Source organism: Mycobacterium sp. IS-3022, assembly GCF_001500065.1.
Taxonomy (GTDB): domain Bacteria; phylum Actinomycetota; class Actinomycetes; order Mycobacteriales; family Mycobacteriaceae; genus Mycobacterium.
The window spans coordinates 1-25,300 of sequence record NZ_LQIN01000007.1; the positions used below are offsets into that span (position 1 = coordinate 1).

A 25,300-nucleotide genomic window follows, 5' to 3' on the forward strand; every position below is an offset into this window, starting at 1 on the left:
CCCACCGACGACCCCACCCCCATCGACGCCTCCGCCGGAGCCGCCACCGGTGTCCGAACCCCCGCCCATCGACCCGGGTCCGGGCGACGGCGGACCGGACGGCGGTTCGACGCCCGAGAACCCCGCACCGAGCGACGAGGGAACCGGCGAAGAACCCGCGCCCGTCACACCGGACCCGATCGACGGTGCGTAGTTAGGTCAACCTTCGTAGCGGCGCGTCCCCGCAAGGTGCAACTATGAGCCCCGGGCTTGAGCAGGCCCTGAGCTAAAGTTACCCACGGGTAACATGCATTAAGTTACTCTTGGGTAACTTAGAAACGGGAGGCGCGCGGTGGATACCCAGATGCTGATCAGACTCGTCGTCGGCCTCGGGCTGACGGCACTCGTGCTGGTCTTCGCCGCGAAACGCGTGCTCTGGCTGACGAATCTGATCCGCTCCGGGGCGCCGACCAGCCCGGAGAACAACCGCAAAGACAACCTCTCCAGGCGGATCACGACGCAGATCACGGAGGTGTTCGGGCAAACCCGGCTGCTGAAGTGGTCGATCCCCGGCATCGCACACTTCTTCACGATGTGGGGCTTCTTCATCCTCGCGTCGGTCTATCTCGAGGCGTACGGCCTGATCTTCGACCACGACTTCCACATCCCGTTCATCGGCCGCTGGGACGGGCTGGGATTCCTGCAGGACTTCTTCGCCGTCGCCGTGCTGGCCGGCATCATCGTCTTCGCGATCATCCGGCTGCGCACCGAGCCCAAGGAACACGGACGCGACTCGCGCTTCTACGGATCGCACACCGGCGGCGCCTGGCTGATCCTGTTCATGATCTTCAACGTCATCTGGACCTACGCGCTGGTGCGTGGCGCCGCGGTGAACACCGACGCCCTGCCGTACGGCAACGGCGCGTTCTTCTCGCAGTTCATGGGTTGGGTGCTGAACCCTCTGGGCCACACCGCCAACGAGTGGATCGAGACCATCGCGCTGCTGCTGCACATCGCGGTGATGCTGGTGTTCCTGCTGATCGTGTTGCACTCCAAGCACCTGCACATCGGCCTGGCCCCCATCAACGTCACGTTCAAGCGCCTGCCCGACGGCCTGGGTCCGCTGCTCCCCGTGGAGTATGACGGCAAGCAGATCGACTTCGAGGATCCGCCGGAGGATGCCGTGCTGGGCCGCGGCAAGATCGAGGACTTCACGTGGAAGGCCTACCTCGACATGACCACGTGTACCGAGTGCGGCCGCTGCCAGTCGCAGTGCCCGGCGTGGAACACCGGTAAGCCGCTGTCACCCAAGCTCGTGATCATGAACCTGCGCGACCACCTGTTCGCCAAGGCGCCGTACGTCCTCGGCGACAAGGAGTCCCCGCTCGAGAACACCCCCGAGGGCGGTCTCGGTGAGGAAGTGCGCGGCGAGAAGCACTCCGAGGAGCATTCGCACGACCACGTTCCCGAGTCCGGCTTCGAGCGGATCCTGGGTTCAGGCCCCGAGCAAGCCACCCGGCCGCTGGTCGGCACCGAGGAACAGGGCGGGGTCATCGATCCCGACGTGCTGTGGTCCTGCACGACGTGTGGTGCCTGCGTCGAGCAGTGCCCGGTCGACATCGAGCACATCGACCACATCGTCGACATGCGGCGCTACCAGGTGATGATGGAGTCGGAGTTCCCCGGGGAACTCGGCGTGCTGTTCAAGAACCTGGAGACCAAGGGCAACCCGTGGGGTCAGAACGCCAAGGACCGCACGAACTGGATCGACGAGGTCGACTTCGACGTGCCGGTGTACGGCAAGGACGTCGAGTCGTTCGACGGCTACGAATACCTGTTCTGGGTGGGGTGTGCCGGCGCATATGAGGACCGCGCGAAGAAGACCACCAAGGCCGTCGCCGAGCTGCTCGCCGCCGCGGGCGTGAAGTACCTGGTGCTCGGCGAGGGGGAAACCTGCAACGGCGACTCGGCCCGCCGCTCGGGCAACGAGTTCCTGTTCCAGCAGCTCGCCGCGCAGAACGTCGAGACGCTCAACGATCTCTTCGAGGGCGTCGAGCGGGTGGACCGCAAAATCGTGGTCACCTGCCCGCACTGCTTCAACACGCTCGGACGCGAATACCCGCAGCTCGGCGGCAACTTCACCGTGCTGCATCACACGCAACTGTTGAACCGGCTGGTCCGCGACAAGAAGCTGATTCCGGTCACCCCTGCCGACGGCGGGATGGACATCACCTATCACGACCCGTGCTACCTGGGCCGGCACAACAAGGAGTACTCGGCGCCGCGTGAGCTGATCGGCGCGTCGGGGGCGAAGCTGACCGAGATGCCCCGGCACGCCGACCGCGGCCTGTGCTGCGGTGCGGGCGGCGCGCGGATGTGGATGGAAGAGCACATCGGCAAGCGCGTCAACGTGGAACGCACCGAAGAGGCCATGGACACCGCCTCGACGATCGCGACCGGCTGCCCGTTCTGCCGCGTGATGATCACCGACGGTGTCGACGACGTCGCCGCCGCCCGCAACGTGGAGAAGGCCGAGGTCCTCGACGTCGCTCAGCTGCTGCTGGGCTCCCTCGACAAGACCGCCATCACGCTGCCCGAGAAGGGCACCGCGGCCAAGGAGGCCGAGGAACGCGCCGCCGAGTTGGCCGCGCGGGCGCCGGCGGTCGAGGAGGCTGAAAAAGTCGAAGAGGCGCCGCAGCCCAAGGCCGAAGCGGCAACGGCGACCGCAACCAAACCCGTGACCGGTCTCGGTATCGCGGGCGGCGCCAAGCGGCCCGGGGCGAAGAAGGCCGCCCCCGCCGAGGAAAAGCCGGCCGCTGACGACAAGCCCGCTGCCGCAGCGGCACCCGCGAAGGGACTCGGTATCGCGGCCGGGGCCAAGCGCCCCGGCGCCAAGAAGGCCGCACCGGCCGCTGCGGCCGCTCAGACACCAGCCGCTGAGGCACCCGAGACAACGGCCAAGCCGGAGCCCGAGGTGAAGGGCCTAGGGATCGCGGCGGGCGCCAAGAGGCCGGGCGCCAAGAAGGCCGCCAAGACCCCCAACGCGGGCGAAGCGACCGTCACCCAGCCGCCGAACGTCGACCCGGACAAGGCGGTGCCGGGCGCCAAGACCGATACCGCGGACTCGGACCGAGGCTTGGACGGCAAGCCCGAGCCCGAGGTCAAGGGCCTGGGCATCGCGCCGGGTGCCCGCCGGCCGGGCGCCAAGAAGGCAACCCCGGCAGCGCAGCCCGCCACTGCACCGAAACCCGCTGCGGCACAAGATGAATCGGCGACTGACGGCGAAACCGGCGCTGCCGCTGAGCCTTCCGACGCCGACAATGGAGACACGCCGGCGCCGCCACCGGTTAAGGGTCTCGGAATCGCCAAGGGCGCCCGCCCGCCGGGCAAGCGCTGACCCATTTGAGCAGCTTTTTCGTTAATCGCTGGACAGCAGTGAGACTATGGAGGGCGTGACCACGCACCAGGTGCCGATCCATGCCACGGGGCACAGCCCGCGGCAGCGCACGTTCACGCAGTCTTCCAAGCTGCAGGACGTGCTCTACGAGATCCGCGGTCCGGTGCACGAGCACGCTTCGCGCCTCGAGGCGGAGGGCCACCGCATCCTCAAGCTCAACATCGGCAATCCGGCGCCATTCGGCTTCGAGGCGCCAGACGTGATCATGCGCGACATCATCCAGGCGCTGCCGTATGCGCAGGGGTACTCCGACTCCAAGGGCATCATGCCGGCCCGGCGCGCGGTGTTCACCCGCTACGAACTCGTGGAGGGGTTCCCGAAATTCGACGTCGACGACGTCTATCTCGGCAACGGCGCTTCGGAGCTGATCCAGATGACGCTGCAGGCGCTCCTGGACAACGGAGACCAGGTGTTGATCCCGGCGCCGGACTACCCGCTGTGGACCGCGTGCACCTCGTTGGCCGGTGGCACCCCCGTGCACTATCTGTGCGACGAGACGCAGGGCTGGATGCCCGACATCGCCGATCTGGAATCCAAGATCACCGACCGCACGAAGGCGATCGTCGTGATCAATCCGAACAACCCGACCGGCGCGGTATACCGCCGCGAAACCCTCGAGCAGATCGCTGAATTGGCGCGTGAGCACCAACTGTTGCTGCTGGCCGACGAGATCTACGACAAGATCCTCTACGACGACGCCGAGCACATCGCGATGGCGTCGGTGGCCCCCGATGTGCTGACCCTGACCTTCAACGGGCTGTCGAAGGCCTACCGGGTGGCCGGCTATCGGTCCGGATGGCTGGTGATCACCGGGCCGAAGGAGAACGCCGGCAGCTTCATCGAGGGCATCAGCTTGCTCGCGAACATGCGTCTGTGCCCGAATGTTCCTGCGCAGCACGCGATTCAGGTCGCCCTCGGCGGACATCAGAGCATCGAGGACCTGGTGTTGCCGGGCGGCCGGCTGCGCGAGCAGCGCGATGTGGCATGGCAGATGCTCAACGAGATTCCCGGCGTGTCGTGCGTGAAACCCCAAGGCGCGCTTTACGCCTTCCCGCGCCTGGACCCCGAGGTCTACGACATCGTCGACGACGAGCAGCTGGTTCTGGATCTGCTGCTGCAGGAGAAGATCCTCGTCACACAGGGCACCGGTTTCAATTGGCCGACACCGGATCACCTGCGCATCGTGACGCTGCCGTGGGCTCGCGATCTGGCCAACGCCATCGAGCGGCTGGGTAACTTCCTCGTCAGCTACCGGCAGTAGCGGCCTTCTCTACGCTGTAATCCGTGACGCACTCGCACGGACACTCGCATTCCCTGCAGGGTCCAGCGCCGCTGGGACCGATGGCCGCGAAGATCGTCGTCGGCCTGTTGATCGCGATCGGGTTGGCCGTCCTGGTCGGTGCCACCTGGCTGTGGCCGAGCCAGCAGAAGACCGACATCCCGCTGCCGTTCCAGAACGCCGAGGGCGGCGCGGTCACCACCGAGGCCGGCCACGTGGTGTCCAGCAGCGCAGCCGTATGCGGTGGGCCGTCCGTGGGAGCGGTGCTGACGACGGAACCGGCACCGGCCGAGGGCGACAAGGCCAACTGCGTGCACTCGCTCATCGCGATCGACTCCGGCCCGAACCAGGGCGCCCACACGCTGCTGCAGTTCAGCGGCGGGCCGGGGCAACCCCAACTCGCGGTCGGTGACCGAATCCGGATCACCCGCCAGGTCGACCCGACCGGCACAACGACCTACTCCTTCTACGACTACGAACGTGCGTGGCCGTTGACCGGGCTGGCCGCTGCGTTCGCGGTTGTGGTTGTCGCGGTCGCCGGATGGCGCGGGTTGCGGGCGCTCGTCGGCATTCTCGTCGCATTCGCGGTACTCGTCGTGTTCATGCTGCCGGCCCTACGGGACGGAGCCGCCGCCATTCCCGTCGCGTTGGTGGCATCGGCGCTGATCCTCTACGCGGTGATCTATCTTGCACACGGCGTGAGCCTGCGCACCAGCGCGGCGCTGCTCGGCACGCTGACATCCCTGCTACTCGCAGCGGTATTATCCCGGGCCGCAATAGAGTTGACGCACCTCACCGGCCTGTCCGAGGAGGAGAACAACGCCGTCGCCACCTACCTCGGCAACGTGTCGATCACCGGGCTGCTGCTGGCCGGGTTCATCATCGGGTCACTGGGCGTACTCAACGACGTCACGGTCACGCAGGCGTCCACCGTGTTCGAGCTGGCCGAACTCGAGGGGGCCACGCGGCGGGCGATCTTCGTGGGTGCCATGCGGGTGGGCCGCGACCACATCGCGAGCACGGTCTACACCCTGGTGCTGGCCTATGCGGGCAGCGCGCTGCCGCTGCTGCTGTTGTTCAGCGTCGCCAACCGGGCCCTCGGCGACGTGCTCACCAGCGAGAGTGTGGCCATCGAGATCGCCCGCTCGGCAGTCGGCGGCATCGCGCTGGCCATGTCGGTTCCGCTGACGACGGGCATCGCCGCGGTGCTGGCGACGCCTACCGGCCGACGATCGGCACCTGTGTCGCCTCACAATGCGCCAGACTGAGATGATGGCGGCCACCGACAGGGCGCAGGACGCTTTTGAGCACCGGGCGTGGCCCGAGGTCTACGACACCCTGATCCAGGCCAGCGCGCAGCGCGATCTCGATGCGAACGATCTCGAACGCCTCGCGATTGCCACCTACCTGCTGGGAAGGGACGAGGAAAGCACTCGAGCCTGGGAACAGGCCTACTCCGCACACTTGGCGCGCGACGACCCCGGCCGCGCCGCAGAGTGCGGGTTCTGGTTGGCGCTCACACAGCTGCTTGCAGGCAACGGCGCACGCGGCGGCGGATGGCTCGCGCGGGTAGGCCGGCTCGTGGAGGACGGCAAGCTGGACTGCGCCGCTCGCGGTTACCTACTCGTATCCGCGGGCCTTCAGTTGTGGACGAGTGGGGACTCGGCCGAATCGTTTGCGATGTTCGCCGAGGCCGGCAGGATCGCGGCACGATTCGCCGACCCGGACCTGGCGGCCCTCGCTCGGTTGGGGCAAGGTCAGGCGTCGGTCACCGGCGGTGAGACGGCTCGGGGTGTGGCGCTGCTCGACGAAGCGATGGTGAGCGTCACCGCGGGCGAAGTGTCGCCCATCCCGGCCGGCATCGTCTACTGCGCCGTCATCGAGACGTGCATGGGCGCGTTCGACCTGCGGCGAGCAACCGAGTGGACCCTGGCGTTGAGCGAATGGTGTGACGCCCAGCCTGGCCTCGTCCCCTACCGCGGCCAATGCCTCGTGCATCGCGCGCAAATCTTGCAGATCCACGGCGAGTGGTCCAAGGCGACGACCGCAGCCCGTCAGGCCTGCGCACACCTGTCACACCCGACGCCACACCCTACTTTCGGGCTGGCCGCCTACCAGCAAGCGGAGCTGCACCGGCTGCGCGGGGAGTTCGACGACGCCGAGGCCGCATACCGGCAGGCCCACCAATCTGGACGAGAGCCGTTGCCCGGCTTGGCCTTACTCCGAATGGCCGAGGGAAAACTCGACGCAGCGACGACCGCCATCCGCCGCGCGGTCGACGAAATCTCAGATCCCTTCGGCCGGCCGGCCGCATTGGCGGCTCACGTTGAGATCATGCTCACGAGCGGCGACGTCGCGGCAGCGCGGACGAGCGCCGACGAACTGTCCGGGCTCGCGGAAACCATCGACGCTCCGTTCCTGCGCGCGGTCGCCGCTCACGCCGACGGGTCGACGCTGCTGGCCGAGGGCGACGCCGCCGGGGCGCTTGCCGCGTTGCACCGCGCATCGGCCTGGTGGCGGGACCTGGCAATGCCTTACGAAGCCGCTCGAACTCGGGTCCAGTGCGGGCTGGCGTGCCGGGCGCTTGGCGACTTCGACTCCGCAGCAATGGAATTCGACGCTGCACGTGACGGCTTTGACCGGCTCGGCGCCAAGCCAGACGCGAAACGCTTGGCCGAACTCGTCGGGAGTCCGCAGGCGCCGAAGGGCATGCTGACCGCACGCGAATGCGAGGTGTTACGGCTTGTCGCCGCCGGCAAGACCAACCGAGAGATCGGTGCGAGCCTCGTGCTCAGCGAGCACACCGTAGCGCGCCATCTGCAGAACATCTTCACGAAGCTCGGCTTGTCGTCCCGGTCGGCGGCCACCGCCTACGCCTACGAGCAACACCTCGTCTGAGGGGCGAGTGGTCAGAACTGACCACGGGCATCGCAGCGAAATGGTCGATTCGGTCGACGCGGCGAGAGCGTTGCCGTTCATACCGTCTCACCATGTCTCAACAAGTTGATTACCGTGACCTCCGGCGAACCGAAGCCGAGTGTTACGCGACCAATTTCGTCCCGCTCATTCCCGCGCCGTTGGCCGACGATCTCATCGAGGCGGCCGCACCCGAGTCGGGTGAATATGTCGTCGACATCGCGTGCGGAACCGGCGTCGTCACCCGTCTGGCCGCCGAGCGGGTAGGACCCACCGGGAAAGTCGTCGGAGTGGATCTCACCCCTGAAATGCTGGAGGTTGCCCGCGCAAGCGCCCCGCCGTCCGGTGCCGTAATTGAATGGCGGCAGGGAAGCGCCGAAGCTCTCCCGCTTGCCGATGAGTCCTACGACTTGGCGTTGTGTCAGCTCGGGCTGATGTTCTTTCCCGACCGAGCAGCGGCAGTGAGCCAGATGTGGCGGGTGCTGTCGCCGGGTGGCCGCGTCGCCGTCAACGTGCCGGGAGCGATGCCCCGACTGTTCGAGATCATGGCCGATGCTCTTGGCCGCCACATCAATCCTGATCTTCCCGGTTTCCTACGGGCGGTCTTCTCAGTGAGCGAAACTGAACTTCGCCGGCTGTTGGACGGCGCTCACTTCCAAGACGTGACCGTCAAAACCATGACGAAGACGTTGCGACTTCCGCCACCGGCCGAATTCCTTTGGCAATACCTCGAAGTCACACCTATAGCGGGCCTCGTCTTAGGGACAGATGACAGCCACCGACGAAGACTCGAAGACGACGTCGTCGCGCGCTGGCAAGACTTCGTCCACGACAACGAACTGGTTCTCGAGCTGTCAGTCGCTATAGCCACGGCCCGAAAGTAGCTGGCATGACATTGCTATAGCGACCTTTGGCATCGCCGCGGTGCTGGCGACGCCTAGAAGTTCGTCCGCTCCAGCCACCGGTCCCAGACCGCGGCATCGCCCAGCACTTCGACGCCGAGATCGCCGGCCGCTCGCCGGCGAGTGATGGCCAGCAGCAGGTCCGTCGCGGTGCCGCGCAGGGCGGCGTCGGCCTTGGTGTGGTTGTGCGACCACCAGACGCCTTCCTCGTCATGGACGATTGTCCACTCGCCGGTGGGCCCGAGCCCGCCGTCGGTGGCGTGCATGTGGATGGTCCGGCCGCGGTCGAGCGCGGGCTGGGTCGTATTGCCCGCCATCAGCTCGACCCATTCACTGATCGCGTCGGCGGCAAGGTCGGGCGGCGGGTCGTACTCGACGCCGAGGGCAAGCGCCGCGTCCGCGTGGTGCACGGTCACCTCGTGCAGCCGTCGACGGATCCACCAGCCTGCCGGGCGCGGACCGCGAAACGTCCACACCCGAGTGGCGGGACCGACCCGCTCGACCGCGTCGACGATCAGCCGCGCACCCTGGTTGAGCCAGTCGGTCGCACCGTCGGGGTCGTCGGGAGGCCTGCCGTCGCGGACGTCGCGCGGATCGAGCGCAGCCATCCGGCGTTCGGCGATGATCTGTGCGGCCCAACGATTTCCGCGTCCGACGTGACGGAACAGTTGCTTGAGCGTCCAGTCGGGGCAGGTCGGCACGGGCGTTGACGGGTCTGCACTGCGGATCAGTTCCCCGAAGGCCCGGGTCTGGTCGAGCAGCGCGGCTCGGAAATCCACGCTCCGAACGTACTCAATACTCGATGCGGAAACCGCCGATCGCTTGACGTGCTCCCCGCCGTGAATGGCGGGGACTCCCGTGCGGCTATGCCGCGGTTGGGGTGCTTCCTGTTTCATCGTCCCGTGCCTTCCGGGTGGGAGGACTTACTGGGACTCCGCAGGCGTTTAGTCTCTCTGCCCGCCCGGCAGCGAGAATGTTTTTGGCGGCGTTGTGGTCGCGGTCGTGGACCGCCCCGCAGTCCGGGCACGTCCAGGTGCGGACCTGTAGTGGGAGTTCGTCGAGCACATAGCCACATCCGGGTGCCGAGCAGGTTTTGCTCGACGCCAGCCACCGCGACACCCGATGTACGGTGCGTCCGTAGCGGTCGGCCTTCTCGCCGATGATCCGCACGAACTGACCCCACCCGGCATCGCTGATCGCCCGCGCGAGGCGACGGTTTTTGACCATGCCCACGATGTTGAGGTCCTCGACGTGGATCGCTTGGTTGTCGCGAACCAACGCCAAAGCCTGCTTGTGGTGATAGTCCCGCCGAGCCCGGGCGACCTCGTTGTGCGCGACGGCCACCTTGCGCCGCGACTTTTCCCTGTTGGTTGATCCTTTCTGCCGGCGCGACTTCTCCCGCTCCAACCGGCGCAGTTTGCCCAGCTTGCGGCCCAAATGCTTCGGATTGTCGATCTCGGACCGGCCACCGTCGCTGGTGGCGATCGTGGCCAGCCGGGCGATCCCCACATCCACACCGGCCTCGCGGCCGACCACCGGCAAAGGACAGCCCGGCACCTCGACGACGAAGCTGGCGTAGAATTGTCCGTCCGGTTCCCGAATGATCGTGACCGAGGACGGCTCCGACGGCAGCTCGCGTGACCAGCGCGCCCGCACCTGCCCGACCTTGGCCACAAACAATCGACCATTGGCTTTCAGACTGAAACCGTTGCGGGTGAGCCGAAACGACTGCCGATGGTCCTTGCGGGACTTGTAACGAGGATGACCGACCCTGCGGCCCTTGCGTTTGCCGCTGCCGGAGTCGAAGAAGTTGCGCCAGGCCCGCCGGGAGTCGTTGACCGACTGCACCAGCGCGACACTGGGCACCTCGCTCAACCAGGCCCGCTCTTGGGTGGTCTTCGCCGCGGTGATCACCCGCCGTTGAATCTCGCTGTCGGACAACTGCACCCCCGCCCGATAGGCCTCGCCGCGGACCCGCAACGCGTCGTTGAACACCACCCGGGCGCAGCCAAACACCCGCGCCAGCACCGCCTGCTGTGCCGGTGTCGGTTCGATGCGATACCGGTAACGCATCTGCATGCCCAGACTGTAAAGGCCACCTATGACAACCCGGACCCACCGCCGAGGACGCCACCGCGTGTCGCTGCTGCACGCCCATCTGATGTTCATAACCAAAACACCGGCGCCGTGTGGTCACCGACCCGATGCTCACCCACTGCGAAACCACCATGCGCGTGGTCTGCGCCGAACTCGACGTCGAGTTGGTCGAATGCAACGGAGAAGCCGACCACGTCCACCTGCTCGTCGCCTACTCGCCCCACACTGGCGATCGCCACACTGGACCAGCGACTCAAGGGCCACCCCGCTACGCAGACGACGACATGGTCGCAGCGAACCCCGTGCGCCGCGAACTCACGGCGCCTGCGCCCGCGCACCGCACGCGCGCACACCTCCGCTCGCCGTCCTACTTCGTCATCTCCTGCGGTGCAGCGCCACTGTCGATCACCAAGCAATACACCGACCGACAAGCCCGACCACTCTAACCAGTAGGCGACGCCGGCCAACAAACGCGATGGGCCAACCCCGGACCGAAGTCCAAGGCTTGCGCCCAACATGCAGGTCAGGACGGCGCACCAATACGTGCCCGAGCTGTGCCCAGCGCGATCGGCAGCGACGCCCACCCACGCAGCACCCGGGTCTCGCGCCTGCTGCCGGCACCGGCCAACCGAGCGTCGGGGAACCGCTCGAAGAACGTGCGCAGTCCGACCTCGCCCTCGGCGCGCGCCAGCGCCGCTCCCAGGCAGAAGTGCCTGCCGCCGGAGAACGACAGATGCCTGCCGGCGTTCTCGCGTTCGAGGTCGAAGCGATGCGGGTCGTCGAACACGTTCGGGTCGCGGTTGGCGCCCGCGATGTAGAGGATCACGCCGTCGCCGGGCCGGACCCGCGTGCCCGCGATCTCGGTGTTCTTCTTCGCCACCCGCGCGGTGAGTTGCACCGGAGGGTCGAGCCGCAGGATCTCCTCCACGGCGGTTGGCCACAACTCCGGGCGCTCCAACAGCGTGTCCAGGTGCCACGGATGGTCGAGCAGCATCCGAATTCCGTTGCCCAGCAGGTTGACCGTCGTTTCGAAACCGGCCGCGAGCACCAGCCCCGCGGTGGCCATCAGCTCCTGCTGGTTGAGCCGCGCGCCTTCATCGGACGCCGCGATCAGCTGGCTCATCAAGTCGTCGCCCGGCTGGCGGCGCAGCTCTTCGAGGTGCTTCCAGAGCCAGTCGTTGAAGCCTTCGACGCCCCGGTAGACGTTGCGGTACTGCGCCCAGGTCAGGCCCATGTCGAGGCTCGGCGCTCCGAGCTCGCCGAACTCCAGGATGCGTGGCCGGGCCTCGTCGGGAACACCGAGGATGTCGCCGATCACGGCGACCGGCAGCTGCGAGCAGTACCGCTCGACCACGTCGACGGTTCCGGCACCGGCGAGGTCGTCGAGCAGCGAATCGGCGGTGGCCTGCACCCGGTCCTTCAGTGTGGCAACGGCTCTGGTGGTGAACACCGACGACACCAGCTTGCGGTAGCGGGTGTGCTCGGGCGGTTCCACCGACAGCATCGACGGCGGTTCCAGCGGATACAGCAGCCCGGTCTTGGTGTGGTTCGTGACCCATTGCAGCGGCTTGGGCAGGTTCGACCCAATCGGCAGGACGTGGTAGTCGTCGGACCGCAGCAGATCGCTGGCGATCGCGTGGTCGACGGTGATGTGCATGACGCGGCCCTTGACCATCGGCCCTCGTGCGCGCAGTTCCTCGGTGAATGCCACCGGGTCGACGCGCACGCCCGGGTCCGCGATCAGCCTGCCCTGCACGTCGCCGCGGCGGGCGAGCAGTTTCGAGGCGACGCGCACGAAACCGTGTAGGGCCAACCATCGAATCCGGTGGCGGATGGGCCCGGCCCGCCGAGCGTGACGAATCGGTTCCACGTAGCCTCCCTTGACCCGATTGGCGGTTCGGTCAGGTGGCCCCAGCCTACCGAGCGGGCAAGCTCGCAGTCCTGCCGAGGCAGTGCACCTGCCAGCCGGCTTGCGCCCACCGGTCGATGTCGAGGCAATTTCGGCCGTCGACAATCACTTTCGCGTGCACGATGCCGGCCAGGTCGGCAGGGTCCAACTCGACGAACTCGCGCCATTCGGTGAGCACGAGGACGGCGTCGGCACGTGCGCAGGCTTCGGTGACCGACGTCGCGTAGGTCAGCGTCGGAAACACCCGCCGGGAGTTCTCCATCGCCTTCGGGTCGTACACGCTGACCGTGGCGCCGTTGAGTTGCAGCATGCCCGCGACGTTGAGCGCGGGCGAGTCGCGCACATCGTCGGACTCTGGCTTGAACGCGGCACCGAGCACGGCGATGTTCGCGCCGAGCAGCGAACCGCCGCAGGCGGCGGTCGTCAGTTCGACCATCCGGGTGCGCCGACGCATGTTGATGCTGTCCACCTCGCGCAGGAACGTCAGTGCGTGGTTGGCACCCAGTTCGCCGGCACGCGCCATGAATGCGCGGATGTCCTTCGGTAGGCAACCCCCGCCGAAACCCAGGCCGGCGTTCAAGAAGCGGCGACCTATCCGTGAGTCGTAGCCCAGCGCGTCGGCGAGGAGCGTGACATCGGCGTCGACGGCCTCGCAGACCTCGGAGATCGCGTTGATGAACGAGATCTTGGTGGCCAGGAACGCGTTCGCGGACACCTTGGCCAACTCTGCGGTCTGCAGGTCGGTGACCAGAAGTGGCACCTGCTGCGCCAACAGCGGCGCGTACAACTCGCGGATCGCCGGCTCGGCCGACGTCGAGTTCCGTTGCACCCCAAGCACGATGCGGTCGGGATGCAGGGTGTCGTGTACGGCGAACCCCTCGCGGAGGAACTCCGGGTTCCAGGCGATCTCGACGTCGACTCCCGCCGGCGCGAGTGCGCGAGCCCGGTCGCCGAGTTCGGCCGCGGTGCCCACCGGCACCGTCGACTTGCCGACGATGACGGCCGAGCGTCGCAGCCGCGGCACCAGCGTGTCGATCACCGCGTGCACGTGGCGCAGGTCGGCACCGTACTCGCCCTTCTTCTGCGGCGTGCCGACACCGAGGAAGTGCACGTCGGCGAACTCGGCCGCGGCGTCGTAGTCGGTGGTGAACGTCAATCGACCGGCAGTGAGGTTGTCCCGCAACATGTTTCGCAGGCCGGGCTCGTAGAACGGAATCTCTCCGGATGCGAGCTTGGCGACCTTGCCCGCATCGAGGTCGACGCCGATCACCTCGTGGCCCAACTCGGCCATGCCGGCCGCGTGGGTGGCTCCGAGATAACCCGTGCCGAAGACGGTGCACCGCATACGGCCTTGATATGCGGGCGGGATGAGCTAGCCGCGACGCGACACTGATCGGCAGGCCAACGTCAGGTTACGAGTGCCTATCCGCAGAAGATCAGGAAGCAGTTCGACCCGCCACCACCGGACGAGCCGCCCGAGCGCCGGGGCCCGTCGTCACCGGATCCGCTGCCTGGGTACCGCCCGGAGCCGCTGCCGGAGTTACCGCCGGACCCGGACCCGGGGTAGTTGCCCGAACCGGGATAGCCGCCGGACCCGTTGCCGGACCCGTTCTGCCACGGCGGCGTCTCGAGGTCGGGCCACTCCGGCTCTTCCGGTTCGTCCCGCCACGGCGGGGTCCACGGCGACGACTTCGGCGGAGTCCACGGCGACCGCGGCGGATTCCACGGGTTCTGGGGCCGCGGGTAGTAGTACGGCGGCGGCGCCACTGCCGGCGGCAGGTAAGCCGGAACCGGCGCGGGCGCGACCGGGGCCGGGGCCGGCGGGGGTGCGGCCGGAGCGGGTGGCGGGGCTACCGGCGCGGGAGCGGGCGCGGGCGCTTGCGGCGCAGGGGCGGGCGCCTCGACGTAGACCGTCCGCGGAGACTGCGGCGCAGGTTGCTCCTGAACGACGGGTACCGGCGCCTTGATGGTCTCAGCCGGTGGCGGTGGCGCCTGGACCGGCTGCGCCTGCTCCACCGGGGGAGGCGGCGGCGCGGGTGCGACGGAGCTGGGCACGATCGCGCTCTGGCCGGGGCTGGGCCGCTCATCGGCGGTCGGGCGGATGCTCACCGCCAACGAGATCACCAGCGCCACAACGCCGACGACGAAGATCGACGTCAAGGCGCTGCCGACGAGCAGGAACGGCTTGCGGTCGTCGTTGGAGGCGGGTGACATGTCGGTTTGCGGCTCGTCGGTGTCGAGGTAGGCGCCGTCACCCCCGGCGGGGGCGAGCTGCGTCTGGGCGCCAGCCAGCCCGGCGTACACCGAACCCGCTGTGGTGCCGTCGGGGTCCTGCGAGTAGGCGAGTCCGACCGTCGACGCTTCGAAAGCGGGCGCGTGGGCCGCCGCCAGCGCCGCGCCGCGGGCCAACGCCATCTCGGGTTCGTCGGGGGCGTGCACCGGCAGGCTCACCAGGTTCGCGAGATGGCTCTTCACCGAGCTGACGTCGACGCCGGAACCGACGACGAACATGCCCTGCGGCCGCGTGTCCTGGGCGTCGACGGCGGCGGCCATGTCGGCGAGGACGGCCATCGCGTCGTGGCTGTGCAGGGTGCGGCCCAGCACCTTGACCACCGACCCGTCGTCGGTCTGCACGACCGAGAGCGTGGCGGTGTCGCGGTCGATGAACAGCAGCGCGGTGGTGTCGTAGCCGACCGCCCTGCCGACGGCCTGCGCGAGCGCGGCCGCGGCGTGGCCGTCGGAGACGAGCATGACGTCGTCTATGCCACGAGCGGCCAGCAGGTCGCGCAGTTGCGCCGCCTCGGCATGGTCGCTCCACGTGACACCGATGGCCTTGAGTTCGTGGCCGCCGGCCTCGGCGCTCTCCTTGGTGCCGAGCACCGCATCCACCACCTGGGCGGCCGCGCCCGGCGTTGCCGAACCCTCACTTTCGCTCACGTCGAAGACGTCGTGATCGACGGTCGCCCCGTCGGCTTTCTCGCCTTCGACCAGCACGATGCGGACCGTCGCAGGTGTCATCGACACACCCAGTACGATGTCCACTGCCCCTCCATGAGTATTTGCTACGTTGCCTGGATCGTCGACCGGTGTCTCGTTCCGCACAAGCCGCCGACTAGTGCTTTATCGTCCTGAGCAGCAGGGGCGTTACACCCGAACCCGCATTTGCTAGGGACGATCAGCCACGGCCGGCGTGTGGACGGCACGGGTACGGCCGACTCCGGTATCTAGACCCTACTCGTGTCAACGACCGAAAGCGCCCGGCGGTTCAACTCTCTTCGGCGGTTTCCGCCGGCTGTGGTGTTCCGGGTGTTTCGAGGGCCCCGAGTCCGCCCAGACCCGGGCGCCTCGTCGGCACGTGGCCGTGCACACCCTCCGCGTAGGCGGTCTCGGCGTGCTGGGTGAAGTCGACCCCGGTGGTCTCGTCCTCGGGGCTGACCCGGAAGCCCATCACCCGGTCGATCATCTTGGCGATCACGTAAGAGGCGGTGAACGCGTAGACGGCGACGACCACGACCGCCAGTGACTGCTTGCCGAGTTGGGTCAGTCCGCCGCCGTAGAACAGGCCCGACGGACCCGCGGTCATCACCTCGGTGGCGATCAGGCCGATCAGCAGCACACCGACGACCCCGCCGACGAAGTGCACGCCGACCACGTCGAGCGAGTCGTCATAACCCCATCGGAACTTCAGCCCGACCGCGAACGAGCAGACCACTCCGGCGGCGGCGCCGACGATGAACGCGCCGAGGGTGTTGACCGTCCCGCACGATGGTGTGATCGCGACCAGACCGGCGACCACACCCGAGGCGGCGCCGAAGGTGGTCGGCTTGCCGTCGCGGAGCCGCTCGACGGTGATCCAGCCGAGCATGCCGAGGCAGCCGGCCACCAGCGTGTTGAGGAACACCGCGGCCGCGGTGCCGTTGGCGGCCAGCGCCGACCCGGCGTTGAACCCGAACCAGCCGAACCACAGCAGCCCGGCACCGAGCAACACGAACGGCAGGTTGTGCGGGCGCATGGCGTCCTTCTTGAAGCCGATCCGCGGGCCGAGCACCAGGGCGAGCGCCAAAGCGGAAGCGCCAGAGACGATCTCGACGACCAGACCGCCGGCATAGTCGAGCACGCCGAACTCGAAGAGCCAGCCGCCGGGCCCCCACACCCAGTGCGCGACGACGGCGTACACCGCGACCGTCCACACCGGAACGAACACCATCCAGGCCGCGAACCGGGCACGGTCGGCGATCGCGCCGCTGATGAGCGCGGCGGTGACGATCGCGAAGGTGAGCTGGAATGTCGCGAACAGCAGTTCGGGAACCTCGCCGCGCAGCGTGGTCGGATCGATGCCGAGCATCCCGAAGTGGGTCAGGTTGCCGATCAACCCGCCGCCTGCGTCGTCGGAGAACGCCACGCTGTAGCCGGCGAGCAACCACGCGACCGTGCACAACGGGATCGAGATGAAGCACATCATGATCATGTTGAGCACCCCGGTGGTGCGGACCATGCCGCCGTAGAAGATCGCCAGGCCAGGCGTCATCAACAGCACCATCGCCGTCGCCGCCAGCAGCCAGGCCGTCGCGGCCGGATCGATCGCGTCCATGGGGCTCCTCCCGGTCGGGGACGAGCATTTCGGCTTCAGGTTTCGGTCGCGGGGCGCGCGTGTTTCCGGATTGTTTCGTGTTTCTGCGCGGTTACCGCGTGCTCACCATGCGTCGAGGTTCAGCTGGACTTGATGAAGTTCTGATACGAGCGCGACGGCGTCGGACCCCGCTGGCCCTGGTACTTCGACCCGGCCTTGGCGCTGCCGTACGGATGCTCGGCGGGGCTTGTCAGGCGCAGCAGGCACAGCTGGCCGATCTTCATGCCCGGCCACAGCGTGATCGGGAGGTTGGCGACGTTGGACAGTTCGAGCGTGATGTGGCCGGAGAAACCCGGGTCGATGAAGCCCGCGGTGGAGTGCGTCAGCAGCCCGAGGCGGCCCAGCGAGGACTTGCCTTCCAGCCGGCCGGCCAGGTCATCGGGCAGCGTGCACAGCTCCAGCGTCGAGCCCAGCACGAACTCGCCGGGATGCAGCACGAACGGCTCGCCGGGTTCGGGCTGCACGAGGCTGGTGAGCTCGTCCTGCTGCTTGGCCGGATCGATGTGGGTGTAGCGCGTGTTGTTGAAGACGCGGAACAAGCTGTCGAGGCGGACGTCGATGCTCGACGGCTGGACCAACGTGTCGTCGAACGGGTCGAGACTCAGTCGCTCGGCGGCGATCTCGGCGCGGATGTCGCGGTCGGAGAGCAGCACCCGACGAGCGTAGCCGCTCGGATGCTAGCCTTCGTGCTCAAACCAGCCGGTGTAGTTCAATGGCAGAACATCAGCTTCCCAAGCTGAGAACGCGGGTTCGATTCCCGTCACCGGCTCCATGTGATGTCGCAAGCGCGTCGGTTTTCTGCACAATTCACCCCGCCTCGCCCCGCACCGGCAATAGTCTCGACTTTGCCTCGTGTGCTTCTTGTCGAGGCGCTCGAACCGGAGGTGTGAGATGTTCGATCTGCCAAGGCCTGTCCGCAGGTTTGCCGGTGCAGCCGTCCTCGGTGTCGCGCTCGCCACGGGTCCCGCCGTAGCCGCACTGACCGATACTCATCCGCAGCCGGTCGCGGAACCTGCATGCACCGGAAGCGAATCCGTCGTCGACGGCAAACCGACCTGCGTGCCTGCCCCCACCGCACCGGACGCGTCCAACCCTGTGACCGGTCCGGTGGACAGCCGGGAACACGACGGCGGGCACCACTGAGACCGGCTGCAGGTCAACGCGTCAGCGGAGGTAGACCTCGTCACCGTCGGGATAGCCGCCGCCCGTCGTGGTGATGTGCACGTGGTCGAAGTGACCGTAGCCACCGTTCTGCGCACCGTCGGGGGTGTAATAGACGCCGCGCCAGATCGCGTCCTGCAATCCGAAACGCTTCGCGTTCCGCAGTGCGTACCAGACGATTTCGTTGCCGAGCGCGATCCCTTCCGCACTAGTGGGGTTGGGGATCATCACGTCGAGCGCCAGGCCATTGGGGTGCCATCTGAGCGAATCCGGTCGTACCCCGCCGATGTTGCTGATCTCGGGGAACGCATCGCTGATCGCACGCGACGCCAGGATCGTCTTCACCTGGAGCCCGCGTTCGGGCGCCATTCCGACCGGTAGCGAACGGTCGACGGTGCGGTACCGGGCTGCTGCCACCATGGCGTCGGGCATCGCGCTCAAGGCGACCTGACCGACCGACGGAGCCGCAGGTCGCGTCGCCGGTGCCGCCGCCACGATCTCCACGCAACACGGCGTGGCATCCTCGACGACGGGTTCGGTTTCGGGCGCCGGGCGGGCGGAAAGGTGGACGTCTCCTCCCACCGCGAAGAAGAGCGCTGCCGGGGCGATGGCTGCAACCACGCCCATCGGTGGCGTGCGCCGCTTCTTGGCTACGGAGTGCCGTCCCACGGGGGGTTGTATATCAAATCGTTACCTTGACCGCAATTCCGCGGATCCGCCGAACGCGCTCGGTCCGCCTCGAACGTGAGCTGGTGCTCAATGCTCTCGTTCGGCACCGCGGCGGTCGGGAGGTAACCTCAGAACCTGATTCACCGCAAGAACGGGGACACGAATATGGACCTCGTGCTCGGCCTGTCAATGACGTCCAGCACGGTTCGGTGGGTGCTCGTCGAGGGCACGACCGGCGAGGGCGCCACCGTCGACCGCGGCTCGTTCGACTTCGACGCCGAGGTCGATCCCGACGATCTGCTCAACGTGGTGCTTGCCGACGTCGTCGACAGCCCGATCCACGCGATCGGCGTCACCTGGACCAACGAAGCCGAAGAGGTCGCGTCCGGTGTGCTCACGGCGCTCTCCGCCCGCGGTTACGACAACGCAATCGCGATCTCCGAACTGGAGGCCGGCGACGTGCTGGCGGCGGGCATCGCCGACCTCGCTGACTACGACGACGTCGCGGTGTGCATCGTGGAACCCGACGCCGCGGTGGTCGCCATGGTCACCGGCGACGGCGTGACCGTCGACCGCATCGCCCGACCGCTCGACGGCGCCGACGTCATCGAGTTGCCGAGCAGCGTGATCGCGATGCTCGAACTCAATGAATGGCAGCCGGCCGCGATCTTCGTGGTGGGGTCGGCCCCTGATCTCGATCTGATCACCTCGACGCTCGGCGATGTCACGCAATCACCGGTGTTCTCCGCGGCCGAGGCCGACCTCGCGATGGCACGCGGCGCGGCGTTGGCGTCGGCGCGTGCGGTGAACGCTCTGGACGCGACGGGTTCCCGCCAGCCCACGACGGTGGGCGCGCTGGCGTCGGTGCTCGTCGCCGCCGTGGTGACGTTCGTGGTGTCGGTCTCGGCGGCGGTCGGGCTCAGCCTCACCGGTGACGACGATCCCGCACCTGCGGCCGCCGGCGCCGACGACGAGTCCGTTGCCGTCGCCGAAGAGGCGCCCCCGGCCGTGCAGAAGGTGACGACGCCTGCCGAGGCGAGACCGGTGGTCGCGCAGACCATCGCCGTGGCCGCGCCTCCACCTCCGGCCGCACCCGCTGCCGAGCCGGTCTACGAACCACCTGCCTATGTGCCGCCCGCGCCCGCGCCCGCGTACGCGCCACCGGCGCCCGCGCCGGCCTACTCACCGCCCGCGCCGGCCTACACACCGCCCGCACCCGTGTACGCACCGCCCCCGCCGGTGCCCGCCTATGTGCCTCCGCCGCAGCCGCGCCTGCGCGACCGCATCATCGAGCGGATCCCGATCATCAATCGGTTCCACGAACCGGATTACTCGTACGGGCGCTAAGCCCTACGGGCAGGCGGCCGGGGCATCGTCCCGAACCGGCCGGTCGGCAGGCAGCGTGTAAGTGACCGTCGCCTCCGCGTGCTCAAAACCCTTGTTGGACACCACATGCGGCACGCCGGCCGGGACGAAGATGGCCTGTCCCGCAGCGAAGGCGATCGGCGCACAACCTGTCGCGGTTTGCAGGGTCACTGTGCCGGCGTTGATCACCGAGTGCTCGGGGCCGGGGTGCGTGTGCCAACCGCTGCTCGACGCCGGAGACAGCACGAGGTTCTGCACATACAGGGTCGTCGGCTGGCCCACCGTGACGATCGCGATCGGCGTATTTGTGGTGCCCTTCGCCAGATCGGTGCGCTCGATGTCGCCCTCGGCCGGCGTGCCCGCCGCGGGCGATGACACCGTCATTCCCGCGAACACAACCGCAACCGCCGCCGCGACTGCCCTACCCGCACGGTTCATCACCGCATTATCCGTCACCTGGGCCTACGGGACCGGCTGGTACGGATTCTGTGGGACCTGGATCGGGATCGGAACGGGCACGAACGGCACCGTCAGGTAGGTGGTTGTCATCGGCGTCGTCGTCGGGGTGGTGGTCGTCGTCGTCGTGGATGGGGTGGTTGTCGTGGATGTCGTTGTCGTGGTGGTCGTCGTCGTTGTGGTTGTTGTTGTTGTGGTGGTCGTCGTTGTGGTGGTGGTCGGTTCCGTCGTGGTGACGACGGTGGTCACCGGTGGGGGCGGCGCCTCGCTGGTCATCGGCGGAGGCGGCGGCGCACCGGTGACCGTGACCGACTCCACGGGTGGTGGCGGCGGCGCCTCGCTGGTCGCAGGAGGCAGCGCGGACGGCGGCGGAACCGGCGAGGTGCGTGGCACCTCCGACACACCGGTGCTGCCCGTCGCGCTCGTCAACGCGATCGCCACTCCGCCGACGGCGACCACCGCGACGGCGGCGGCGACGCCGAAGACCATCCCTGGCAACCGCTGCCAGATGCGCGGTTCGTCGATCGGCCCGGTCGGGGCAACGTACCGCACCGGTGGCCGCATCGACCCGGTGTCGTACGGAGTCTCGTACGGTTCCAGCCCGGTGTAAGGCACGGGTTCGCCGGCCGCGTCGTCGTCTTGCGACCACGCCAGCGCCCGAAACGTCTCCGACCCCGGCGAGTCGACCTCCGCCGGCGGCACCGGAGCCAAGCCGGTCTGCGCTTCGGCGGCCGAGGTATAGGCCCCGATCAGCGCGGCGCCCACCGCGGCCGCGACCGAAGGTTGCGGTGTCGCGGTCACCGGGATGCCGGAGTGCTCGGCAAGTCGTCGCCGGATCAACGGAATGTTGGCGCCGCCGCCGACCGCGACGACGGCCGCAATGTCAGAGCGGTCAATTACGTTGCGCTGCAACGTATTATCTAGCTTCTGTAGAACATAGGCGAGCGGTGTGGCGATCAATGCCTCCAGCTCGTCGCGGGTCACCCGGACCGCCGCCCGGTGGCCGGGCAGCTCCGCGTCGACGTCGGTCGCCTCCTCCCCCGACAACCGTTCCTTGGCGTGGCGGCACTCGTCTCGCAGGCGGGTCAGCGATCCCACCGCGGCGGTACTCGCGGGATCGACGCGCCCAGACGTCGCGAGCTCGTCGAGAATATGACTGAGCAGCGCCTGGTCCACCCAGTCGCCGGAGAACTCCGCGTGCCGGACGGTCTCGGCGATCGGCTCGAGAGCGGCGCCCGCGTCCGCCAGCGTGATGCTGGTTCCGCCGCCGCCGAAGTCCAACAGGGCCACCACACCCTGCGCCGGGAGACCGGGATTGGCCTGCAGCGCCCTCAGCGACGCGGCGGCGTCGGAAACCAGCCGAGCAGGCCCGTCAGCGCCGAGGGCCGAGTTTCCGCGCATCGCGGTACGCAACGTCTGCAGCGTCGCGGGTCCCCAATGCGCGGGGACCGCGACGGTGACATCGGCCGACGGCCCGCCACCGATGCTGTCGACCAGCTCGGCAAGCGCCGCGACCAGCAGCCGGTCGGCCGAATGCAGCGATCCGTCCGGGGCGACCAGCGGCACCGAGTCGCCGACGCGCTCGACCAAGCCGGTCATCACGACGCCGTCCGGCAGGGTGAACACCGGACGCCTGGTCACAGGTTGATTGCCGACACGTACCGCGACCAAGTTCGTCGTCCCGATCGACAACCCCAACGGGTCGCTCATAACGGACCACACGATAGCCGTCCGACCACGCGGAAACCGTCAGACACTCCGTGCGAACCCCGTTCGGCCGCCGTCGTTTTGGGCCGCCCCAAACGGGTATCTGCAAGGCCATGACATCTCTCTGGCTGGCAAACCGCGTCGAGCAGCCGACACCGCCCGAGCCGTTGGGCGAATCGGATCGTTCGGCCGACATCGTGGTCGTGGGTGCCGGGATAACCGGCCTCATCACCGCAGTGCTGTTGGCGCGGGCGGGCAAAGACGTGCTGGTGCTGGAAGCGCAACGGGTCGGCGCGGGCGCGACCGGCAACACCACCGCGAAGATCAGCCTGCTGCAGAGCACCAAGCTGTCGAAGATCGTCGACAAGCACGGTCCCAAGACGGCCGGCCAGTACGTCCAGGGCAACCGCGAGGGTCAGGAGTGGCTGATTCAGCACTGCGAGGCGCACGGGCTGTCCGTACAGCGCGAGGACGCCTACACCTATGCGCAGTCGGACAAAGGCGTCTCGTCGGTGCGTCAGGAGCTGCAGGCCTGCGAGGCCGCGGGGCTCGACGCCCAGTGGGTGGACGAGGCCGACGTGCCGTTCCCGTTCCACGGCGCGGTCCGGCTGGCCGACCAGGCGCAGTTCGACCCGATGCCGTTGCTGGACAGCCTGGTCGTCGAACTCGAGGAGCGCGGCGGCCGGTTGGCGCAAGGCGTTCGGGTGCAGAAGGTCTCGACCGAGGGCGACGGACTCGCTTTGGCCGTCCGCACCAGCGCCGGTGACGAATTCGACGTCCGCACCAATCAAACCGTTCTCGCGACGGGTATTCCGATCCTGGATCGCGGCGGCTTCTTCGCCCGTCTCAAGCCGCAACGCTCCTACTGCATGGCGTACAAGGTGCCGGGCAACATCACGCGCGGGATGTACATCTCCGCCGACTCCCCCACCCGGTCGGTCCGGTACGCGCCGACACCCGACGGCGACTTCCTTATCACCGGTGGCGCAGGACATCCGGTCGGTCACCAGAAGAGCCCCGCGTCCTCGGTGCAGGAACTCGACCAGTGGACGAAGTTGCACTACCCCGGTGCGATGCAGACGCATTACTGGTCCGCGCAGGACTATTCGCCGATCGACGAACTGCCCTACGTCGGCCCGATCCTGCCCGGCAACGACAAGATCTTCGTGGCAACAGGTTTCGACAAGTGGGGAATGACCAATGGCACCGCCGCGGCGCTCGCACTGTCGAGTCGCATCCTCGGCGGGCGGATGGACTGGGCGGAGGCGTTCGCCAGTTGGAGTCCGCACGAGCTGTCCGGGATCCCAAAGGCGCTGCAGACCAACGCGCAGGTCGCTCTGTATCTGGCGCGAGGGTGGATCACACCGGTCACCCGAATCGCCAACCGCACGCCCGACGAGGGCGGTGTGGTCAGCGGGCCGCCGTGGGACCTGGAGGCCCGAAGTGTGGTCGACGGCCGCGAGTACCGGGTGTCGCCGGTGTGCCCGCATCTGGGCGGCATCGTCAATTGGAACGACGCCGACGAGTCATGGGAGTGCCCGCTGCACGGATCGCGCTTCGCGCCCGACGGCACGCTGCTCGAGGGCCCGGCCACCCGCAATCTGACATCCGCGCGGTAACCCGCACCCGCGTGTGCTGCAATGTCCGCCATGGGTGACATCGACGAGATCCAGCAAGTGAAGTTCCGGTACCTGCGCGCTCTGGACACCAAGCATTGGGACGAGTTCGCCGAAACCCTCACCGAGGATGTGGTCGGCAAGTACGGCGAGTCGATCGGCGAGGAGCACCACTTCACCAACCGCGAAGAACTGGTGAAGTTCATGCGCGACTCGCTTGGTCCCGAGATCATCACCGAACACCGCGTCACCCATCCCGAGATCACCGTCGACGGTGACGAGGCGACGGGCACCTGGTATCTGCAGGACAGGGTGATCGCGCCGGACTTCAACTTCATGTTGATCGGCGCGGGCTTCTATCACGACCGCTACCGGCGCACCAGCGACGGGTGGCGGATCAGTGAGACGGGATACGACCGCACCTACGACGCGTCGATGTCGCTCGAGGCGCTCAATTTCAAGGTGAAACCCGGTCGGGCCCTGAACATCTGACTCACTGAGCGACCGCGATCAACGCCCCCGGCCGCAGCCACCGCATGATCTCGACCAGTTTGTCGTCGGCGATCGCCACGCATCCCGCGGTCGGGCCGCCGTCGGTGGCGTGCAGGAAGAATGCGCCGCCGTTTCCGGGCACCCGTGCCTTGTTGACCCCCATCACGACCGCATGCACGTACTGCGGGATGTCGAGATTCTCGGTGCCGCTGGCCGGATCGGTGTCGAACGGGCACTGGGCCTTCTTGCAGACCTGCATGGTGTTGTAGGTGGGGCTTTTCATGTCACCGTCCCACCAGTGGTCGGGCCCGACCTGGACATACGGCAGGCCCCCGCCGGGGTTCGGTGCGGTGCCGAACGCGAAGTCGAGCGTGAATACGCCCATGGGCGTTTTCATTTCGCCGTCATGGGTTTGCGGCGACATGCCGTTCGCGCCAATCCAGGCCGGGATGCCCGCCGCCACTGGTTGCCAACCGGCGGCGGTCCGCTGGTAGACGTCCATTTTCGCCTTCGAACCGCCGGTGCCCACAACCGAGATCACCTGGGTGGCCGAGCCGACCGACTGGGCGAACCACGGTACGGTCTGCGCTCGGCCGACGGGCGCCATCGCCAGAGTCATCGCGACCGCACACAGCAGGGTCAGCAGGCGCACCCGGTCATGCTAT

General features: G+C 67.8%; 19 protein-coding genes, 1 tRNA gene and 2 pseudogenes. 11 read left to right on the forward strand and 11 right to left on the reverse strand.

Translation table 11 applies throughout. The features are described from left to right. From AU188_RS25255 to AU188_RS07225, 6 genes and pseudogenes are all read left to right on the forward strand, one after another. Positions 1–193 (forward strand): annotated as a pseudogene (locus AU188_RS25255) (hypothetical protein); the annotation flags it as partial. A 138-nt stretch (positions 194–331) separates the two neighbouring features. Further along, positions 332–3,376 (forward strand): heterodisulfide reductase-related iron-sulfur binding cluster, encoded by a 3,045-nt coding sequence (locus AU188_RS07205; RefSeq protein WP_059163058.1) that lies wholly within the window; start codon positions 332–334, stop codon positions 3,374–3,376. A gap of 46 nt (positions 3,377–3,422) precedes the next feature. Beyond that, a complete protein-coding gene (locus AU188_RS07210; RefSeq protein ID WP_059163059.1) occupies positions 3,423–4,697 on the forward strand; it encodes a pyridoxal phosphate-dependent aminotransferase in 1,275 nt (424 codons plus the stop codon). Between the two features lie 23 nt (positions 4,698–4,720). Beyond that, positions 4,721–5,983 (forward strand): YibE/F family protein, encoded by a 1,263-nt coding sequence (locus AU188_RS07215; protein WP_059163060.1) that lies wholly within the window; start codon positions 4,721–4,723, stop codon positions 5,981–5,983. A 4-nt stretch (positions 5,984–5,987) separates the two neighbouring features. After that, entirely contained in the window at positions 5,988–7,613 is a 1,626-nt protein-coding gene (locus tag AU188_RS07220; protein WP_286137346.1) for a LuxR family transcriptional regulator, read from the forward strand. A 179-nt stretch (positions 7,614–7,792) separates the two neighbouring features. Next, complete coding sequence (locus AU188_RS07225) at positions 7,793–8,515, forward strand: class I SAM-dependent methyltransferase (protein ID WP_172799420.1); 723 nt, start codon at positions 7,793–7,795, stop codon at positions 8,513–8,515. Positions 8,516–8,568: 53 nt separating this feature from the next. On the opposite strand, the gene AU188_RS07230 is transcribed toward AU188_RS07225, so the two are convergent. Together AU188_RS07230 and AU188_RS07235 are read right to left on the reverse strand one after the other, a co-directional pair. Next, positions 8,569–9,312: a maleylpyruvate isomerase family mycothiol-dependent enzyme gene (locus tag AU188_RS07230; protein WP_059163063.1), complete on the reverse strand. Its 744-nt coding sequence runs from the start codon at positions 9,310–9,312 to the stop codon at positions 8,569–8,571. Positions 9,313–9,397: 85 nt separating this feature from the next. After that, entirely contained in the window at positions 9,398–10,612 is a 1,215-nt protein-coding gene (locus tag AU188_RS07235) for an RNA-guided endonuclease InsQ/TnpB family protein (RefSeq protein WP_059163064.1), read from the reverse strand. 104 nt (positions 10,613–10,716) lie between these two features. On the opposite strand from AU188_RS07235, the pseudogene AU188_RS07240 reads away from it, so the two are divergent. Beyond that, positions 10,717–11,076 (forward strand): annotated as a pseudogene (locus AU188_RS07240) (transposase); the annotation flags it as partial. A 77-nt stretch (positions 11,077–11,153) separates the two neighbouring features. On the opposite strand, the gene AU188_RS07245 reads toward AU188_RS07240, so the two are convergent. From AU188_RS07245 to dcd, 5 genes are all read right to left on the reverse strand, one after another. Continuing rightward, on the reverse strand, positions 11,154–12,491 hold the full coding sequence (locus tag AU188_RS07245; RefSeq protein ID WP_059163138.1) for a cytochrome P450: 1,338 nt from the start codon (positions 12,489–12,491) through the stop codon (positions 11,154–11,156). Between the two features lie 55 nt (positions 12,492–12,546). Next, positions 12,547–13,884 (reverse strand): UDP-glucose dehydrogenase family protein, encoded by a 1,338-nt coding sequence (locus tag AU188_RS07250; protein WP_059163066.1) that lies wholly within the window; start codon positions 13,882–13,884, stop codon positions 12,547–12,549. A gap of 77 nt (positions 13,885–13,961) precedes the next feature. Further along, positions 13,962–15,581 carry a DUF7159 family protein gene (locus tag AU188_RS07255; RefSeq protein WP_059163067.1) on the reverse strand — a complete coding sequence of 540 codons (1,620 nt, stop codon included), beginning with the start codon at positions 15,579–15,581 and terminating at the stop codon, positions 13,962–13,964. Positions 15,582–15,804: 223 nt separating this feature from the next. Continuing rightward, the gene (locus AU188_RS07260) at positions 15,805–17,130 is read right to left on the reverse strand and encodes an ammonium transporter (RefSeq protein WP_059163068.1); all 1,326 of its coding nucleotides are present in this window, start codon (positions 17,128–17,130) and stop codon (positions 15,805–15,807) included. Positions 17,131–17,249: 119 nt separating this feature from the next. Next, a complete protein-coding gene (gene dcd, locus AU188_RS07265) occupies positions 17,250–17,822 on the reverse strand; it encodes a dCTP deaminase (protein ID WP_059098673.1) in 573 nt (190 codons plus the stop codon). 45 nt (positions 17,823–17,867) lie between these two features. On the opposite strand from dcd, the gene AU188_RS07270 reads away from it, so the two are divergent. Further along, positions 17,868–17,941 (forward strand) — tRNA-Gly (locus AU188_RS07270). 392 nt (positions 17,942–18,333) lie between these two features. Here the strand turns inward: AU188_RS07270 and AU188_RS07280 are convergent. Next, complete coding sequence (locus AU188_RS07280) at positions 18,334–18,999, reverse strand: VldE C-terminal domain-containing protein (RefSeq protein WP_286137348.1); 666 nt, start codon at positions 18,997–18,999, stop codon at positions 18,334–18,336. Between the two features lie 165 nt (positions 19,000–19,164). Between AU188_RS07280 and AU188_RS07285 the strand changes: the two genes are divergently transcribed. Next, positions 19,165–20,346, forward strand: coding sequence for a DUF7159 family protein (locus tag AU188_RS07285; RefSeq protein WP_059163071.1), 1,182 nt, complete (start codon positions 19,165–19,167; stop codon positions 20,344–20,346). Between the two features lie 3 nt (positions 20,347–20,349). Here the strand turns inward: AU188_RS07285 and AU188_RS07290 are convergent, their stop codons facing one another. Next, the gene (locus AU188_RS07290) at positions 20,350–20,802 is read right to left on the reverse strand and encodes a cupin domain-containing protein (RefSeq protein ID WP_059163072.1); all 453 of its coding nucleotides are present in this window, start codon (positions 20,800–20,802) and stop codon (positions 20,350–20,352) included. A 24-nt stretch (positions 20,803–20,826) separates the two neighbouring features. Next, positions 20,827–22,530 (reverse strand): Hsp70 family protein, encoded by a 1,704-nt coding sequence (locus AU188_RS07295; RefSeq protein ID WP_059163073.1) that lies wholly within the window; start codon positions 22,528–22,530, stop codon positions 20,827–20,829. Positions 22,531–22,640: 110 nt separating this feature from the next. Here AU188_RS07295 and AU188_RS07300 point away from each other — a divergent pair, with 110 nt between their 5' ends. Beyond that, positions 22,641–24,146, forward strand: coding sequence for an FAD-dependent oxidoreductase (locus AU188_RS07300; RefSeq protein WP_059163074.1), 1,506 nt, complete (start codon positions 22,641–22,643; stop codon positions 24,144–24,146). 30 nt (positions 24,147–24,176) lie between these two features. Next, entirely contained in the window at positions 24,177–24,635 is a 459-nt protein-coding gene (locus tag AU188_RS07305; protein WP_059098799.1) for a nuclear transport factor 2 family protein, read from the forward strand. Between the two features lies 1 nt (position 24,636). Here the strand turns inward: AU188_RS07305 and AU188_RS07310 are convergent, their stop codons facing one another. Then, the gene (locus tag AU188_RS07310) at positions 24,637–25,254 is read right to left on the reverse strand and encodes a L,D-transpeptidase family protein (RefSeq protein ID WP_059163139.1); all 618 of its coding nucleotides are present in this window, start codon (positions 25,252–25,254) and stop codon (positions 24,637–24,639) included. Positions 25,255–25,300 lie beyond the last annotated feature (46 nt).

Excerpts from the sequence above, each read along its gene's own strand:
- AU188_RS07210 (WP_059163059.1), top strand. The coding sequence starts at position 3,423 with ATGGAGGGCGTGACCACGCACCAGGTGCCGATCCATGCCACGGGGCAC.
- AU188_RS07220 (WP_286137346.1), top strand. The coding sequence starts at position 5,988 with ATGGCGGCCACCGACAGGGCGCAGGACGCTTTTGAGCACCGGGCGTGG.
- AU188_RS07235 (WP_059163064.1), bottom strand. The coding sequence starts at position 10,612 with ATGCAGATGCGTTACCGGTATCGCATCGAACCGACACCGGCACAGCAG.
- AU188_RS07250 (WP_059163066.1), bottom strand. The coding sequence starts at position 13,884 with ATGCGGTGCACCGTCTTCGGCACGGGTTATCTCGGAGCCACCCACGCG.
- AU188_RS07260 (WP_059163068.1), bottom strand. The coding sequence starts at position 17,130 with ATGGACGCGATCGATCCGGCCGCGACGGCCTGGCTGCTGGCGGCGACG.
- AU188_RS07285 (WP_059163071.1), top strand. The coding sequence starts at position 19,165 with ATGGACCTCGTGCTCGGCCTGTCAATGACGTCCAGCACGGTTCGGTGG.
- AU188_RS07290 (WP_059163072.1), bottom strand. The coding sequence starts at position 20,802 with ATGAACCGTGCGGGTAGGGCAGTCGCGGCGGCGGTTGCGGTTGTGTTC.
- AU188_RS07295 (WP_059163073.1), bottom strand. The coding sequence starts at position 22,530 with ATGAGCGACCCGTTGGGGTTGTCGATCGGGACGACGAACTTGGTCGCG.
- AU188_RS07300 (WP_059163074.1), top strand. The coding sequence starts at position 22,641 with ATGACATCTCTCTGGCTGGCAAACCGCGTCGAGCAGCCGACACCGCCC.
- AU188_RS07305 (WP_059098799.1), top strand. The coding sequence starts at position 24,177 with ATGGGTGACATCGACGAGATCCAGCAAGTGAAGTTCCGGTACCTGCGC.
- AU188_RS07310 (WP_059163139.1), bottom strand. The coding sequence starts at position 25,254 with ATGACTCTGGCGATGGCGCCCGTCGGCCGAGCGCAGACCGTACCGTGG.